This window comes from Thermoleptolyngbya sp. C42_A2020_037 (genome assembly GCF_015272455.1).
In the GTDB taxonomy this organism is placed as follows: Bacteria; Cyanobacteriota; Cyanobacteriia; order Elainellales; family Elainellaceae; genus Thermoleptolyngbya.
Genome location: NZ_JACYLP010000025.1, coordinates 1 through 15910, shown reverse-complemented (window position 1 = coordinate 15910; position 15910 = coordinate 1). Strand labels below are relative to the sequence as shown.

The 15910-nt window shown below is 55.4% G+C and carries 14 protein-coding genes; 8 read left to right on the top strand and 6 right to left on the bottom strand.

Annotated elements, in window-relative coordinates; all coding sequences use genetic code 11:
- Positions 1-173 precede the first annotated feature (173 nt).
- From IGS16_RS07300 to IGS16_RS07290, 3 genes are all read left to right on the top strand, one after another.
- Positions 174-527 (top strand): hypothetical protein, encoded by a 354-nt coding sequence (locus IGS16_RS07300; protein WP_297084627.1) that lies wholly within the window; start codon positions 174-176, stop codon positions 525-527.
- 235 nt (positions 528-762) lie between these two features.
- Entirely contained in the window at positions 763-1314 is a 552-nt protein-coding gene (locus tag IGS16_RS07295; RefSeq protein ID WP_297084624.1) for a hypothetical protein, read from the top strand.
- A 37-nt stretch (positions 1315-1351) separates the two neighbouring features.
- Positions 1352-3706 carry a filamentous hemagglutinin N-terminal domain-containing protein gene (locus IGS16_RS07290; protein ID WP_297084622.1) on the top strand — a complete coding sequence of 785 codons (2355 nt, stop codon included), beginning with the start codon at positions 1352-1354 and terminating at the stop codon, positions 3704-3706.
- On the opposite strand, the gene IGS16_RS07285 is transcribed toward IGS16_RS07290, so the two are convergent.
- The gene (locus IGS16_RS07285; RefSeq protein ID WP_297084620.1) at positions 3693-7049 is read right to left on the bottom strand and encodes a DEAD/DEAH box helicase; all 3357 of its coding nucleotides are present in this window, start codon (positions 7047-7049) and stop codon (positions 3693-3695) included. The two genes, IGS16_RS07290 and IGS16_RS07285, sit on opposite strands and share 14 nt — an antisense overlap.
- A 142-nt stretch (positions 7050-7191) precedes the next feature.
- Between IGS16_RS07285 and IGS16_RS07280 the strand changes: the two genes are divergently transcribed.
- Positions 7192-7890 (top strand): N-acetyltransferase family protein, encoded by a 699-nt coding sequence (locus IGS16_RS07280; RefSeq protein ID WP_367185753.1) that lies wholly within the window; start codon positions 7192-7194, stop codon positions 7888-7890.
- A 113-nt stretch (positions 7891-8003) separates the two neighbouring features.
- Here IGS16_RS07280 and IGS16_RS07275 read toward each other — a convergent pair whose 3' ends face one another.
- The 3 genes from IGS16_RS07275 to IGS16_RS07265 all read right to left on the bottom strand — a co-directional run bounded on the left by IGS16_RS07275 (position 8004) and on the right by IGS16_RS07265 (position 10217).
- The gene (locus tag IGS16_RS07275; RefSeq protein WP_297084617.1) at positions 8004-8225 is read right to left on the bottom strand and encodes a hypothetical protein; all 222 of its coding nucleotides are present in this window, start codon (positions 8223-8225) and stop codon (positions 8004-8006) included.
- Positions 8226-8338: 113 nt separating this feature from the next.
- Complete coding sequence (locus IGS16_RS07270; protein WP_297084616.1) at positions 8339-8626, bottom strand: hypothetical protein; 288 nt, start codon at positions 8624-8626, stop codon at positions 8339-8341.
- A 265-nt stretch (positions 8627-8891) separates the two neighbouring features.
- The gene (locus tag IGS16_RS07265; RefSeq protein WP_297084615.1) at positions 8892-10217 is read right to left on the bottom strand and encodes a bluetail domain-containing putative surface protein; all 1326 of its coding nucleotides are present in this window, start codon (positions 10215-10217) and stop codon (positions 8892-8894) included.
- A gap of 491 nt (positions 10218-10708) precedes the next feature.
- Between IGS16_RS07265 and IGS16_RS07260 the strand changes: the two genes are divergently transcribed.
- Positions 10709-12010 (top strand): glycosyltransferase family 4 protein, encoded by a 1302-nt coding sequence (locus IGS16_RS07260; RefSeq protein ID WP_297084614.1) that lies wholly within the window; start codon positions 10709-10711, stop codon positions 12008-12010.
- Positions 12011-12139: 129 nt separating this feature from the next.
- On the opposite strand, the gene IGS16_RS07255 is transcribed toward IGS16_RS07260, so the two are convergent.
- Positions 12140-13045, bottom strand: a complete 906-nt coding sequence (locus IGS16_RS07255) for a M48 family metalloprotease (RefSeq protein ID WP_297084612.1) — start codon at positions 13043-13045, stop codon at positions 12140-12142.
- Positions 13046-13185: 140 nt separating this feature from the next.
- On the bottom strand, positions 13186-14964 hold the full coding sequence (locus IGS16_RS07250) for a DUF5942 domain-containing protein (protein ID WP_297084610.1): 1779 nt from the start codon (positions 14962-14964) through the stop codon (positions 13186-13188).
- Between the two features lie 260 nt (positions 14965-15224).
- Here IGS16_RS07250 and IGS16_RS07245 point away from each other — a divergent pair, with 260 nt between their 5' ends.
- The 3 genes from IGS16_RS07245 to IGS16_RS22320 are packed head-to-tail and all read left to right on the top strand — an operon-like array spanning position 15225 to position 15875.
- The gene (locus tag IGS16_RS07245; protein WP_297084608.1) at positions 15225-15581 is read left to right on the top strand and encodes a nucleotidyltransferase domain-containing protein; all 357 of its coding nucleotides are present in this window, start codon (positions 15225-15227) and stop codon (positions 15579-15581) included.
- A complete protein-coding gene (locus IGS16_RS07240; protein ID WP_297084605.1) occupies positions 15578-15790 on the top strand; it encodes a HepT-like ribonuclease domain-containing protein in 213 nt (70 codons plus the stop codon). Before IGS16_RS07245 ends, IGS16_RS07240 begins: the two co-directional genes overlap by 4 nt.
- Complete coding sequence (locus IGS16_RS22320) at positions 15741-15875, top strand: DUF86 domain-containing protein (protein WP_367185748.1); 135 nt, start codon at positions 15741-15743, stop codon at positions 15873-15875. Before IGS16_RS07240 ends, IGS16_RS22320 begins: the two co-directional genes overlap by 50 nt.
- Positions 15876-15910: the final 35 nt, after the last annotated feature.

The window sequence follows — 15910 nt, the reverse complement described above, 5'->3', positions numbered from 1 at the left end:
ATCCTCAAGCCAGCTTCATTCCACACCTCACTCTCACAGCAAAGAATTGCTCGTCAGGTTAGCCGCCTTGTCACAGAACAAAGGACATAAAGTACCCACTGGGGGAAGTGCATCCATTGAGAACTTTAGCAAAGATAAAAAATGTAGGCAGCATCTCAATGGAGGCTCAAGTCATGAAGAAACTGATCTTAACTGCAATCAAATGTGATGGTTTAGCGAATGGCGAAACCAAAAAATTTGTACCTTATTTTCGTGGAATTCCTATTGGCGCTCCGGTAGAAGTTACGAAAAATTGGCGGCAATGGGGCAACCCCGCACAAATACCAGGGTCAAAACCTACTGCAAATGTACCTGTCAACGTTAGAGGGAAGATTGACCTGCGCTCTGTAAACAACGATCCCCTCTATGAAAGTAGGCAAGAAGTTTCTCACGATAATCCTGGAAACAAGCAGACAGCATTTACCCCAGCCAATGGTGCAACGTCTAACGTTAACCATGTTCCAAAGCTGAAGTTTACGGTTGAGTAGGTGAATAGAAAATCTTTGAATCGTTCGGACTTTACAAAGATTGAAAAAGACCCACTCTTAGGTGATTTCTGTGCGATCTTAGAGGCCGAAGGCAAATGCAGTGTTTGTCTGCTCCTTTTGGCATTTTCAGACTTTGGAGTGAGCGATGAAAATCCTGAGACTGACTGCAATCCGGTGCAATGGGTTACCGCAGGGGCAAACCCGGCCTTTGCGTCCATTTTTTCGAGGAAACTATTTGGGCGCTACCGTTCAGGCAAGACGAAGATGGCTACAGTGGGGCGTTCCCTCAGAAATTCCCGCTCCACAACCTATAGGAACAGTGCCCCCTGGATTTGAAGGGAATCTATACCTCTACTCTCCTGAAGGCGTACCGCTCTACGTCAGTCGGAGCAACATTTCCTATGTGGATATTGGGTCTCAAAATGTGCTGTTTGACCCGGTTAATTCTGCGACGGTGCAGGTAAATGTTGTGCCACGTCTCAGGTATGTGATCGAGGTGTCTGTGCCCACGTCTGCTCCACCCCCGATTCAATATTTACTGCGTCCAATCCTGTTCTTATTTGATTTAGTTGTGGGTTTGTCTATCACGCTGTTGACCGCAGCAAGAAGCCTAGTGCGTCTCATTATTGATCCAGGAAATCGCCTCTTTGTTCCATCGGATGACTATCTAGATGGTGATATGGATGACGATATGGATAATGACGATATCAGTCGTCCAAATAGTGATATCCAAGATGAAAGTAGCACCAAAGACAAAGAGAATAGTAGCCCTGAGAAGGTGGAGTGATCTGCTTTTTTGTGTTGGATAAATTCAAGAAAAACTTGTGAATAATCAGCCAAGCAATACTAGACAAAGCCAGTGCTGGAGACATTGTGCGATCGCCCTTCTATGTCTCTACTGGAGTCTGGGCGATCGCGCCTGGAGTCGTCCGGTTGCAGACAATACTTTGGGGGCTGAATCTTCACAAGTCCAGCCTATTTCGGATGTGGATTTTCAGATTCACGGTGGCGCAAGACGCGGGCAAAATTTATTTCATAGCTTCCGGCAGTTTGGGATCAATCGAGGCAGCAGCGTCTATTTCTTTGCTCCATCCGATGTCCGAACAATTTTGGCAAGGGTGACGGGCGATCGCCGTTCCGAGATTCGCGGCACGCTGGGAGTCAACGGAAACGTAAATCTGATTTTCATGAACCCCAATGGCATTCTGTTTGGGCGCAATGCTCAACTAAATGTGGCGGGATCATTTGTGGCAACGACTGCTGATGCAATAGGGTTTGGCGATCGCGGCATTTTTAGCGCAACTCAACCCACTGCCCCTGGAATGCTCAGCATTAATCCTTCAGCCCTACTCTACCGCCAAATGTCTCCACAGCCCATTGAGGTATATAGCCGTCGCCCGGCCGATTCTTCCACAGATTCGATGTTTTTTAATTTTGTCGGATTGCAGGTCGAAAATACTCGCAGCCTTCTATTAGCAGGTGGAGACGTAAGGCTAAATGGCGGTGTCTTGAGTGCGCCAGGAGGTGTGGTTGAACTAGGTGGATTGAGTGAGCCAGGAGGGATTAAATTACGATGGCAGGGAGAAACGCAGCAATTTCCTGCACGCCCAAGATTTGAGTTTTCTCCTAACAGCAACCTGTCTAATGTGAGTTTTCTGAATGATGCTCAGGTGGTTAATGTACAAACTGCTTCTGCGGGTCGTGAGCTAGGAGGAATTTTGATTGCTGCTCGTCAATTCTCAGCAGATGGTGGGCGCTTGGAAACCAGCAATGCGACTGAAGGAGATGCAGGGGCGATCGCCATCCTGGCTCAGGAATTTGTCAATCTCCGGAACATAAGGATTGCTACCGATTCCCAAGACGGGAACTCTGGCGACATTTTGATTGCTGCGCCAAACCTTACCCTTTCAAACCTGGTTCTTTCGTTTAATACGATCCGCCCAGGCAATGCTGGAAATTTGGTTATTCAGGCAGCAGACACGCTGCAAATCGCGGGAGACCCTGATAACCCAAGCAGCCTTAGAAGTCAGATTTTTACCAGCGGCAACTCAGGCAGTATCCGTTTACAAGCAGGGCGAAATCTATTAATTAGCAATACTAATATTACTCTAATCACCGGAAATGGATTGGGTGGGGAAATCGAAGTAATTAGCGGTGGCAACCTGGAAATCAGCAATAGCAGTGGACTTTCAACTCAAACTTTGGGGCGCGGCAATGCAGGCAATATTCTGCTACGCGCCACTGATGACATTACCATTCGCAATTCTCAAGTTGATAGCTCATCGAATGCAATTTCGGATAATCCGGCAGCTTTTGGAAATGCAGGCACGATTCAGTTACAAGCCAGACAGGTTTTCTTAAATGACGGGCGCATCACCACAATTGTTTCAATTCCTCAAGGACTGGGGGGTGATATTGCCATTGCGGGGCGATCGCTCTTCCTCAGAAATGGCAGTTCTATCTCCACAAATGCAGGGATTGACCGACGATTTGGCGGTGGCGATGGCGGCAATATCTCTATTAATGCGGATGTTATTGCCGCAGTGGAATCCGAAAATAGCGACATCACCGCTAGTGCCTTTGATGGACGCGGCGGCAATGTGCGGATCACCACAGAGGGACTGTTTGGAATTGCGTTTCGCCCCCGCCCTGACGATCGGCTGAGTGACATTACTGCTAGTTCAGAGTTTGGACTAGATGGCACAGTCACGATCAACGGCCTAGTGGTTGACCCCAGCCAGGGTCTAGTCGAACTGCCCGCCCAACCTGTAGATGCCTCGCGGCTGATCGCCAGAGGGTGCGGCACAGCAGGCACGGCGATCGCCCTAGCACAGCGAGAATTCGTCGTCTCTGGGCGAGGTGGGCTGCCTGCTGCACCGGGGGATGTGCAGGGTGGCGAGGTTGTTGCGGTGGGTTGGGCGGATCAGGGGTTAGGGGTCAGGGGTCAGGGGTTGGGGGTCAGGGGTCAGGGGTTAGAGGTTGGCTCCAATGCCCCAACACCCCAATACCCCATCACTCCATCACTCCATCACTCCCCCACTCCTCCACCCTTTACCGAGGCTCAGGGCTGGGTTCGCGACGACAGCGGACAAGTGCGGCTGGTGGCGGCGGTTCCGGTGACGGCAAGTAGCCAGATATCGGCGGCTTGTGGAGAAGGGCGATCGCCTACTCGTCAATAATGGCGCTCCGATCCAGCAGGAGGAGCTGTCGCAGTTGGTCGGTATCGAGTTCGGTGAGCCAGTTTTCGCCCGTGCCGACGACCTGTTCCGAGAGGGCTTTTTTGCTTTCGATCAGGTCGTGGATGCGCTCTTCCAGCGTGCCCGTGCAGACGAACTTGTGAACCTGGACATTGCGGGTCTGCCCGATGCGAAAGGCGCGGTCGGTGGCCTGATTCTCCACGGCGGGGTTCCACCAGCGGTCATAGTGAAAGACGTGGTTGGCGCGAGTCAGGTTTAAACCCACGCCGCCCGCCTTCAGCGACAGGATGAAGATGCGCGGGCCCTGGGGGTCGTTCTGGAAGCGATCGACCATTTCCTCGCGCTGCTTCTTGGAACTGCCGCCGTAGAGGAAGATAACTTCCCGCTTGAACTGCTGTTCGAGGTAAACCTGGAGCTGCTTGCCCCACTCGGTAAACTGGGTAAAGATCAGTGTGCGATCGCCCTCCGCCAGCAGTTCCTCCAGCATTTCCGTCAGCCGTTGCAGCTTGCCAGAACCCGCCAGGAAATCGGCGGGTGAGTCTATTTCAAAGGGTTCCGCATCATTTCGCTCGTCTTCCCCGATTGCCTTCAGCAATGCAGGATGGTTGCACACTTGTTTCAACCGAGTGAGCAGCGCCAGGATCATGCCGTGGCGCTGAATGCCGTCGGCAGATTCGATCTGCTCCAGGGATTGATCGACCAGGCGCTGGTAGATGGCGGCTTGCTCGGCGGTGAGGCCGCAGAAGACGGTCATTTCCTGCTTTTCGGGCAGGTCTTGGATGATGTCGCGGTCGGTTTTGAGGCGGCGCAGGATAAAGGGCTGGACGAGCGATCGCAGGATTTTTAGCGAATCTGTATCGCCGTAGCGCTCGATGGGCACGCCAAACCGCCGCTGAAAAAAGTTGCGCGGGCCGAGGTAGCCAGGGTTGAGAAAATCCAGAATCGACCATAGCTCCGACAGGCGGTTTTCTACCGGAGTCCCCGTCAGCGCAATGCGAAACTGGGCATCCAACTGACGCACCGCCCGAGATTGTTTGGCTTCGGGGTTTTTAATATTCTGCGCCTCATCCAGCACCACGCCCTGCCAGGAGACACGCTTCAGGTCTTTTTCGTCTCGGTAAACCAGGGCGTAGCTGGTGATCACCAGATGATAGCGTTGGGCAGTGCGGGCAAACTCCGCGCCCTGAGGCCGCTTGTCGCCATGCTGCACCCACACACGCAGGCTGGGGCCAAACCGTTTCACTTCTCGCTCCCAGTTGCCCAGCACAGAAGTCGGACAGACGAGCAAGACGGGCTTTTCCAACTGTTCCGTTTCCTGCAAGTGCAGCAGTAGAGCAATGAGCTGAATGGTTTTGCCCAGACCCATGTCGTCCGCGAGGCACGCACCTAAACCCCACTGCTCTAAAAATGCCAGCCAGGATGCGCCGCGAAGCTGGTAGGGCCGCAACTCGCCCTGAAAGCCTTTCGGCGTAGGAATTAGCGATAGGTTTTGGTTGCCCGTAGTAAGGGTGCTGATCAGATCTTGCAGTGCGCCTGAGGCTTCAAAGCTCACCACGGGCAGCTTTTCGATGGTCTGCGTGTCGCCCGTGCTGATGCGGAGCGCGTCTTCTAGAGACAGCGCCATCTGGTCTTTGCGGCTGGCAAAGAAGTCCTGGGCAGCGCGGATGTCCTGCGGACGCAGTTCCACCCATTCGCCGTTGATCTCTACCAGTGGCGTGTTCAGCGCCACCAGCCGATCAAATTCTGCCTTGGAAATGCGCTGTCCGCCGATGGTCAGTTCCCATTTGAAATTCAGCAGACTTTTTAGCCCCATGCCCGCGCTGCCTTTGGGGGCTTCGGCACGGACGCTCAGCCCCAGACGGTTGGCCCAGCCCTGCTCCTGCGACAGGCTCGGCGGCAGCACCACGCCAAAGCCGCTGTCTTGCAAACGCCAAGCGGTCGAGCGGATGAATTCGTAGACTTGCAGGGGATTCAGTCGGCAAGATTGTGGCTGGGAGGTTTGCAGGCTGGGTTCGAGGACGGGGTAGAGGCGGGAGGCCAGGCCCAACCCCGCTAGCAGCGTTTCCTGGGGATGGGGAATGGTGCGCTCTAGGTAGACCAGCCGATCTACCGGGTTGTTCCAGATGGTGCGGGCGCTGACGAGAAATTCGGGGTCATCGGTGGCTTGCAGGAAGTATTCCAGCGTCCAGTCCGTTTGTCCGGCGGCGGGGGGATGCAGGTAGAAGCAGGTGCGGAAGGCGGCGATCTGCTGGTTTAGCACCGGGGCGATGGGTGCAGTCCACTGGGTCAGCGCAGATTGCAGACGCTCGATGCGGGCAGGCTCGGCGGCGATCGCCCCCTCCTCGGTGCCCAGCGCTTGCAGCCATTCTCGCAGGGCAATGTCTTTGGGCAGGGGTGCAGCAGGGAGGGGCTGAGCGGCGATCGCCGCTCGAATTTGCGCCTCCGTCACTCGGTTGAGAAAATCCAGTAGCACCAGCCGCGCCGCCGGGAAAGGGGATTCTTCTGCATTGTCTAGGGCGCTGTGGGGAAGCTGGTAGGTGCGACAGGCGGGCGGCATCCGGCGGGAGAACTGCTGGAGGCGCGTCTGATCGACCTCGCTATCCAGCAGCACTTGCCAGGTGGCGATCGCCGTTCCATTTTGCAGCCGCAACCCTGGCAAAAACTTGGCCCGTGCCAGCAGATCCAGGCTCCATCGTGCTGCGTGCGACCAAAAGCGCAAATCCCCGCTGATAAAAGAGTCTGCTTCGCCTACCGTAGATAGAGGCAGCGAATTCAGCAGTTGAAACGCCTCTAGCGGCGACAGCAGCAGCCCCTCGATCTGCCAGGGGTGCAGTTCCAGCGGGGGCGATCGCCCAGGTTCATCCGCCTCCCCGTCAGGCAGCGCGACAGAATATTGCGGCAGTCGAGAGATTTCACCCTCAACCTCGGTTGTGTAGGTCGGCAACGAGAAATGCAGGGTTTGCCAGCGGGCTTCGGGAATCGCGGGCGATGGCTCTAGCGTCGTGGTGCGCCTGCGCCCTCGACCTCTGGCAGCAGGGACGGGTTCTATCAAAGGAACCTCCGCAACTGGCCAGGCGAGCCGACGAGCTTGATGGAGCGATCGCAACAAATTCAGCAGTTCTACCCGCGACATCGCAAAGGGATGGGGCAGAACCTCACAGTCCAGGTCTGGCTCTTTGCGGCTATTCGTTTCCACCCGTCGCCAGGTTTCACCCCAAATCAAAAATTGCCCGCCTGCGGGCCACGCCAATGATTCGCCGGATTCTGACGTGCTTAGAGAAGAAACCTGGGGCTGAAATAACCAGCTACCGTGTAAGATTGCCATGCGAGCGGAGAACGATGCAATGAGCAGTGCTGAACCGGGACAAAATGTTGGACAAAAGGCTAAAAAGCCTACACCTGGAATGATTGAACCAAGAACTGAAACGCAGTCTGAGGCAGAACCTAAGCTAAATTCGACCTTACCCCTGGCATTGCCGATTCGGAAAACCCTGCCCAACGGGGCGATCGCCGAATTGGATACCCTGCGCCCAGAGGAAGCCGAAGCCGTGCGGGCGCTGCTGAACTATTTCGTAACGTCATCAGGAACTGAAGGATTAACCTATCCCCATGCTCAGCCACTCTCTCCGTCAGAGTTTGCGGCCTATTGGCTGAGCCGGGATGCCTTTGTGGTGCGGGCTGTGGGGGATGCACCGCCGCCTGCATCTGAGGATGCGTTACCCAAAGAGATGTTAGTCGAAGCGATATCGCAAGAAATGTCGCTCAAAGACCCATTGCCACAGAATCTATCGTTAGACAAGACCTCAACCGAGACTTTACCAAACCGCGCATCGCCTACTACGCCTGCGCTTGGGGAAGTCTTGGGAGCTTTTTACCTAAAGCCCAACTTTCCCGGCTGGTGCAGTCATATCTGCAATGCTGGCTTCATTGTACAACCTGCTATGCGAGGTCAGGGGATCGGCCGCTGGATGGCAGAAACCATGCTGGCGATCGCCCCCACCAAGGGCTACACCGCCGTCATGTTCAACCTGGTCTTTGCCACCAACGAGCCATCGCTCAACCTGTGGCGATCGCTCGGCTTTTCCACCCTTGGCCGCGTCCCCCAAGCCGCTCGGCTACCCAATGGAGCAAGCATTGATGCGATGATGCTCTACCGTGCGCTATAGGGCGGACAGTCAAACGGTGGCCAGCCAAAGTTTACGAATTCAGGCGATAAGGGAAAATCTTATAACGGGGCGATCGCCACTTTAACCGCCCACTTTGCCGGGCCCGTCAGTCCTCAGGATTCCAACGTGCAATTGGGGAATCGCCCCAACTGATTGGCTTCTACAATCGCGTTGCGACACGTCAGGGCGCTCTTGCCCGTTTTTCGAGAAAGATCACGCAGATTAATCACCGGATGGCTGCTTTCCGCCGCTTGCAGATAGAGCTCATAGGCCACTTCCAAAACCTGGTGATTGAGCATCAAGGGCTTGACCGTCGCTTCGACTAGATTAAACACAGAAACCCTCCCACTTCATGAAGCAAAGGTTTAGGCAACAGGGCTGATGTCGATCAGCGTAAAGGAATTGTCACCGAATTTTTGGGCATTTGCTTCTGTAAAAAGGAGGGCTTCTAGGGTCTATCGAAGGGTGGATCGTCGGACTCTAGCGGCTCTGCATCAAACGGCTCTGCATCAAACGGCTCTGCATCAAACGGCTCTGCATCAAATAAATGTGGAGGAAATAACACCGCCAGACTGACGGGCAGATGTCCTACCGTGCTGATAAATTCCTGGGCATCGATGATGTCCTCTTGCAGCCATTCGTGCAGCAGGCGGGCGATCGCCACGCAGGCCGCCTCAGTCGGGTCGCTAGGAGCGGGCGTTTCATCGCGCCCACCTTGGCAGAACGGTTTAGACATATGGTGCTTTGCTCCTGTGGAATCTTTTGGTAAATTTCTTGGGGCAAATTTCTGGGGTGAATGGGATTCTTGATTCACCCTATAGGTCTTCACTAAAAATGGATTGAATTACGCATAGAGCCGATCACCCGATGCCGCCGCCTCAGATCTATTGCCCTCCGTGACGCTACGAAGGAAGTTGCCGGAAGCCCCGCAGATGCTCGACTGGCAATCCAAAATCGAGAATCGATACAACCCTGACTATCTATCCAAGTACTACGCTGCGTTATGCAAAATAGTTTCTGACAGACAGAACCCCTGGCTGCTCATCCCCTGGACGAAACTGAATGCCCGTCACCTCCACCAGCAGGTCATTTTTTGGACGGAAGGCAGCCCGGTTGTCATTGACCGAGAGGTAGGTCTGGCCCTGGAACTCGAAGAATAGCGCCTGATTGGCCCCAAGCCGCTGATTTCCGGGCTGGCTGGGGCGCGTATCGGCGTAGGCAGCGTTGACGGCCTGAGCCAGCGTCGTGATGCCGGGTTGATCGATTGCGCCAACGTTAAACAAGGCTCTGGGCAATTCCCGCGTTTTCAGCCGATTGTCAAAATCAAGCTGAAGGCGATCGCCCTCGGCTGGGTTAAAGTCAGTTATTCGGTCAGGGGCCCGCAGCAACGATGTACGGAGCGCCTGAGTTCGGTTGCGTCCCGAAAACACAAAGCGATCGGCTCCCGCATCGCCCGTCAGCACGTCGGCTCCGGGGCCGCCGATCAGCACGTCCCGTCCCGGGCCACCGAGCAACACGTCGTCGCCCGCTTCACCGCGCAGGGTGTCGTTGCCGCCGCGCCCGTCGATAGTGTCATTGCCCCGGCCCCCCGTCAGCACGTCGTTGCGATCGCCCCCGATAATATTGGCACCGCCGACCGAAAACCCCGGCAGTGGCCGCTTATTAAACGAAAGAATCGTGAGGTTGTCGATTTCGTGGTTGTTGGTCAGCACCCCTGTGGCCGCCGCAAAGCCAATTTTGAACGTCGTGGGGACGGGGCCATTGCCCGCCTGCACCACGTTGAACCGATTGACCACCACTTCGCCAGGGTCATTAAAGTCGCGATCGCCGTTCAGATCGACAAACACCGACAGCAACCCGGCTGGCGACAGTTCGATCTGCACAGATCGCCGCGCCTGGGCGCGATTCCCCCTTGGATTGTCTAGGCTGATGGGCAGCGTCTGACTGCCCGTGAGATAGCGATAGTTATTTGCCTCGCTGCCGCGCACCCCCACCGAATCTTGCAACGGCGGTCGCCGCCCCCCCACGCGCCCTTCGGTGGCAGTCGAGAAATTGCCCACCGCGTCGAAACCAATGCCCAAGTAACCACCGACTAGACCCGGCTCGGCATTTCGCGGCGCGTAGCCCAAGGAGCCACCAAATCCACCTGCCTGGGTCGGCGTGGCGTTGCCATCGACCAGAAAGAAGCTGATGCCATCGCCGCCGCTGCCGCCATAGGCATAGAGGTCAAAGCTGACGGAAAAGCCTGTGCCCGTGCTGATGGTTTGGGGAAACAGCACAAGAGAACCCTGGTTGGGCTGGGCAGCGGTAAGTTTGATCAGTGTCATAACGGTGTTTATAAAGTTTGGTAGCCAACAAGCACGCTTCTTTGCAAAGCCCCAAAGCGTGCTTGCAAAGAAGCGTGCTTGTAAAAAAGCGTGTTTGTAAAGTCTTCTAACAGACTTTTCTCTGGCTAAATTCTCAGGGATTTCCCGGTCTATCTTAGGGGTTTTTCTGTAAAGATTTAATGAAGCCTCATAAAGTAGAGATGAACCAGAGGCGCTGAGAGGAAAGGGCGATCGCTCATCCGCAAGGGCTTTGGAGCTAGTTTTGGGGCGATCGCCCTCCATTGATGCAAAATTCAGACATTAAAAAACGTTTCGCACACTACTCTGCCAAGTTTGCACCCCGTCCTTAAATGGCGTTAGCGAGGTCAGAGGTTTGTCAGTACTAACTCGTAGGTGTGCTTTAAAGGAAGTCGTTAAAGGACAGGCTGCGTTGCGGCAGGCAGATTCGAGACCGCTACATCGCTACATCAGGGATCAAGCAGGAGCAATATATGTCAGCGGATCGGCTTCGAGTTCTGTTGTTGATTGAGCAGTGCAATCCTGATTTACCGTCTGTCCCTAATGTGGGGTATCAATATTTCAGAACGATTTGTGAACGGGTTGATGCAACGTTAATCACTCACGAACGCAACCGAGAGTCGCTGGAACGAGTCGCGCCAGATCAGAAGATTTTTTATATTTCCGAAAGCCGCTTGATGCGGCGATATTATCATCTGGTTGATCGTCTAACCGTGATCAACGGCCGGGTGAATTGGCCGCTGCATAACGCACTGGCTTACTTGCTATACGAGGAGTTTAATCATCGGGTTTATCGTTTGTTTCACACCGATGTCCGGCGAGGAAAATATGACCTGGTTCACGCCATCACGCCAATGATGCCGCGCTATCCGGTGAAGCTGGCGCAGGCTTGCGGACAAACGCCGTTTATTCTTGGCCCGGTGAATGGCGGTGTACCGTTTCCCAAGGGCTTCGGCGCAATCGCCCGTCGAGAATTTTCGTACTTTAACTTTCTGCGAGGGCTGGGCCTGCTGCTGCCAGGATACCGAGCAACCTATCAAAAAGCCGATCGCATTTTAGCCGGGTCATCCTATACCTTTGGGATGCTGCAAAAGCGCTTTCAATTGGGCGATCGCCTCCGATTGTTTTACGAAAATGGAATTCCGACAGAGTTCTTTAGGCCGGGTGCAAAACAAGAGCAGGGCGATCGCATCAACCTGCTATTCGTCGGTCGTTTGGTGCCCTACAAAGGCGCAGATATTTTGCTAGAAGCGCTGGCAGAAATTAAGCCCCTTGCATTATCGAAAACTCGGCTAACTATTGTGGGTGATGGGGCCGAGCGGGAATATTTAGAAGCGCTAACGCGGCAGCTTGACCTGCAAGACATTGTAGAATTCGCGGGCTGGGTTCCTCATTCAGAAACACATCGCTACTATAGTCAGGCGGATCTCTTCTGCTTCCCGTCAATTCGGGAATTTGGCGGAGCGGTGGTGCTGGAGGCGATGGCGGCGGGACTGCCCTGCATCGTTGCCGACAATGGCGGCATCGCCGAATACATGACTCCCAACACGGGCTTTACTATTCCGCTGCATTCCCGCGAGTATTTGGTGTCTACGCTGGCAGAAAAAATTCAACTGCTGGTAGAAGACGAGGCGCTGCGATCGCACCTGTCGCAAGGGGCGATCGCCCATGCCCGCCAGTTTGAGTGGGAACACAAGGCAGAACAGATTGTGGCGCTCTATCACGAAGTGCTGGCAGAACGTCGAGTGTTCTCGCCTGCGGAAGCGCTGATCTAGGCAGCATCAACGATCCTAGTGTCTGGGCTTATGTCGATTCTAGAGTTTGGATTGGTGATTTTGGATGCCCGTCACCTTTCCCTCTTCGTTCTTCGTTCTTCGTTCTTCCCTCTTCCTTCTTCCCTCTTCCTACACCGACGGACTCAACGCGGTCGGCGGATTCGTCTCTGAACTTGCGGCTTGTGCAGCCATTTCCTTCAGCCGCTTAATCCGTTCTTCAACAGGCGGGTGTGTCATAAACAGCGTCATCAGCCCTTCCCGCGACAAGGGATTCACGATGAATAGCGGCGCAAAGGCGGGATTGCCGTGGATGGGAACCTTCTGTCCTGTCGCTTCTAGGGCCTCTAGAGCGCGAACCAGCGCCAGGGGATCGCCCGTGATCTCGGCGGCTCCGGCATCGGCGGCAAACTCCCGCGTGCGAGAAATTGCCATCTGGATCAGCCCCGCCGCCAGCGGCCCCACCACCAGCAAAAACAAGATTGCCAGGGGATTGTTGCCGCGTCGCCCTGCCCGCGACACTGGAAAATAGAGTGCGCCCAGCGTCAGAATGCGCCCCAGGTAGGTGAGCGAACCAGCCAGGGTGCCCGCTACAGCCTGCGTCAGCGTATCGCGGTTGCGGACGTGGGTGAGTTCGTGGGCGATAACAGCATCCAGTTCATCGGGCGGCAGCAGCTTGATGAGTCCCTCGGTGAGGGCGATCGCCGCGTGATTGGGGTCGCGCCCGGTAGCGAAGGCATTGGGCGACTCTGACGGAACGATATACACCGCAGGCATGGGAAGCTCAGCACGATCGCACAGTTTTTCAATGCGGTCGTATAGCTCTGGCGCGTCTTCTCGTGGCGTGGGCTTGGCCTGAAATGCTGCCAGCGCCGCTTGGTCGGAATAGTACCAGGAGCCAAAGCTGCTCAGTGCCGCAAACGCGAGCCCGTAGTAAAGGCCCGTCTCGTTGCCCACCAGCAGATAGCCCGCCAGCACAATCAAGCCGCTGAGCAGCGCCAGCAGCGCCAAAGTTTTGAACTGATTCATCCCCGCCATAGAACCCTCGTAAATCGACAAGTTTGCTTGAGGTTTCTACAGCATCGCAGACTCTCGGTTTGGCAAGGTCTATCTGAGGAAAGAAAATTGGCAACTGGGAGTATGGTCAGTCCCTCTCCAAAGGAGGAGGCGGCTGAAAACTAGGCGCGGGCTGCGGCTTTGGCGGCCAACGTTGCCAGACCAAAAGAAAGCAATGCATTCAGCGCCAGGTAGCCACGGGCGATCGCCCCTGCGCCCAGTCCCATTACCTGTGGATCGACCACCGCGCTAATGCCCAAACAGGCCGCCACGCCCAGCGACGCGCCGATGGCCACCCACTTGCCCCAGGAATGCCCCAGCAGCAGCGCCACCAGCCCAAACGGAATCAGCACACTGGCAAATAGGGGGTTCAGTGCTGCGCTGCCAGATACCGCGCCGCCCAGTTCGGGAATCGAGCTACCCAGGAGCCGGAAGGGATATTGCGGCAGGTCGTAAATATAAAAGCCCCGGAATGGGAAAAAGCCACTGCTGCCCGCCACCAGCCCCAGCCCCAGCGACAGACTCAGCACGGGCACATAGCGCCGCAGCAGCCACGCCAGCAGGTACGACCCCAGCACCATGCCTAGTTTGGGTAGGAAAGCCACCGCGCCGCCATCAAACCAGAAGCGCAGGTTGAGATAGCCGTTGTCGCGCAGCCAGCGCAGGAAGTCCTTCACGTCCAGGTTTTCTTGCTGGGCCAGGCGGACGGCGGCGTTGGCATCTAGCCGCCCTGCGCCGAAGTGGTTGAGCGGATCTTCCGTGACCTGGCGGGCAGAGGATTTGAGGATTTGGGCGATCGCCTCTGGTTCTGTAATACCCACGGATTTCACCAGCGCAGCAACGGCGGCAACGTGGGGCGCGGCCATGCTCGTGCCCTGGAAGGCGCGAAACGCGGGTTCGCCCGTCTCCGGATCGATGGTCTGCTGCAAGATGCCGCCTGCGTCGTTTTCGCCCTCAAACGCGCCGCCCGGTGCGGCAATGTCTACGCCCGCGCCAAAGTTGGAATAGGGCGCTTTGGCTCCCGTGGCATCCACGGCCGACACGGCAATCACGTTGCCATAGCGGGCCGGAAATCCGGCGGCGTTGGTGTTGGCGTTGCCCGCCGCGGCCACAATCACCACGCCCTTGCTGTGGGCATAGTCGATGGCATCGCGCATCACGCCTGCATCGCCGCCCCCGCCCAAGCTGAGGTTAATTACGTCCGCCCCGTGGTCGGCGGCAAAGCGAATCGCCTCGGCAATATCGGTGACAGTGCCGCCGCCCTCTGCGCCCAGCACCTTCAACGGCATCAGGCTGGCTTCGTAGGCAATGCCCGCCACACCGAGGTTGTTGTTGGTCGATTGGGCGATCGTTCCGGCAACATGGGTGCCGTGGCCGTTGTCGTCGATCGCCTCTTCCCGGTCGTTCACAAAGTCGTAGCCAGGGACGAATTTCGTCTGCTGCAAATCGGGCACAGGCGCGATGCCCGTGTCGATTACTGCAATAGTCATGCCTGCGCCTTTGCTCTCGTTCCAGGCTGACTCCATCTGAATCGCCTGGAGGTTCCACTGTTTGGGATAGTCGGGGTCGTTGGGCACGTCGAGCGTGCGGTAGATATAGTTGGGGTCGATGGATTCGGTGTAGCGGCGCAGGTCGGAGCGGCGCAACGCCCGCAGAGTCTGTTTATCACCCGGCAGAATGTAGACCTGCTCGGCTTCGGAAAAAGCGCTGTTGAGTCGGGGCGTGATGCTGAATTGCTGGGCGATCGCCCCTAGCTGCTGCTCCACCTCTGCCGCCGTCAGGTCATCCCGAAAATCCAGCACAATCGATTCATACTCGCCCCGGCTGCCCAGCCCCGGCACCTGGCTCAGCGCCAAAATCAGCCCCGCTAAAAACAGCCCAATCCACCACAGCCGTCCCATCGCTTCGACTCCCAGGAAGTGTTTCTTCCCAACGATAGCTCAGGCGCTAGAAGAGTTGGAGGACGGAGTTAAGAAACGCAACTGAGAAGTTTGCCCTTTGAAATTTGCGCTTTGAATTGCTTCACGCCTGGGTTTCAGGCTTATCAGCCATTGCAAGCTGGAGGTGCCATCATCGAAGCACAAAACTCAGCGAAAATGAGAAGTAAGTCCAAAACCAAGACGATTTCCCCACGCTCCCTACTGTCACCAGCCCTCGCCCTATGACATCTTCTCCTTTGTCGCCGGATCGCATCGCTCCAGCCCTTGCAGCAAACCTGACGCACATCACACTCGATCGCGCCAAGCTTGCAGATTTTTGCCAGAAGCACCGCATTCGCAAACTCTCGCTATTTGGCTCTATCCTACGCGACGATTTTGATCCAGATCGCAGCGATGTCGATTTTCTGGTGGAGTTTTTGCCTGAAGCTCGAATTGGATATTTTGAAATCGTTCGTATCGAAAATGAGCTGTCTACCATGATTGGTAGGAAAGCGGATCTCAGAACACCTCAGGAACTCAGCCGTTATTTTCGGCAAGAAGTAATTGACGAAGCTGTCACTCAATATGTGCGGACATGACAAAACTTGACGATACAACTCGCCTGCAACATATGCTGGACTATTCCAGAAAAGCCTGCGAATTTACACAGGGTAAAACTCAGGCCGACTTGGAGTCAGACGAAGTGCTAACACTGGCAATCGTTCGGCTGATTGAAATTGTTGGCGAGGCCACAGCAAATGTATCTCCAGAGCGTCGAAAAGAGCTTTCAGATATTCCCTTGGAGTGAGATCATCGGCATGAGAAATCGAGTTGTTCATGCCTACTTCGATGTCAACTTTAATATCGTTTGGAACAGAGGTGTTGAAAGATAGCTCAACATACAAAAAATGGGGGCAGAATGTAGTAT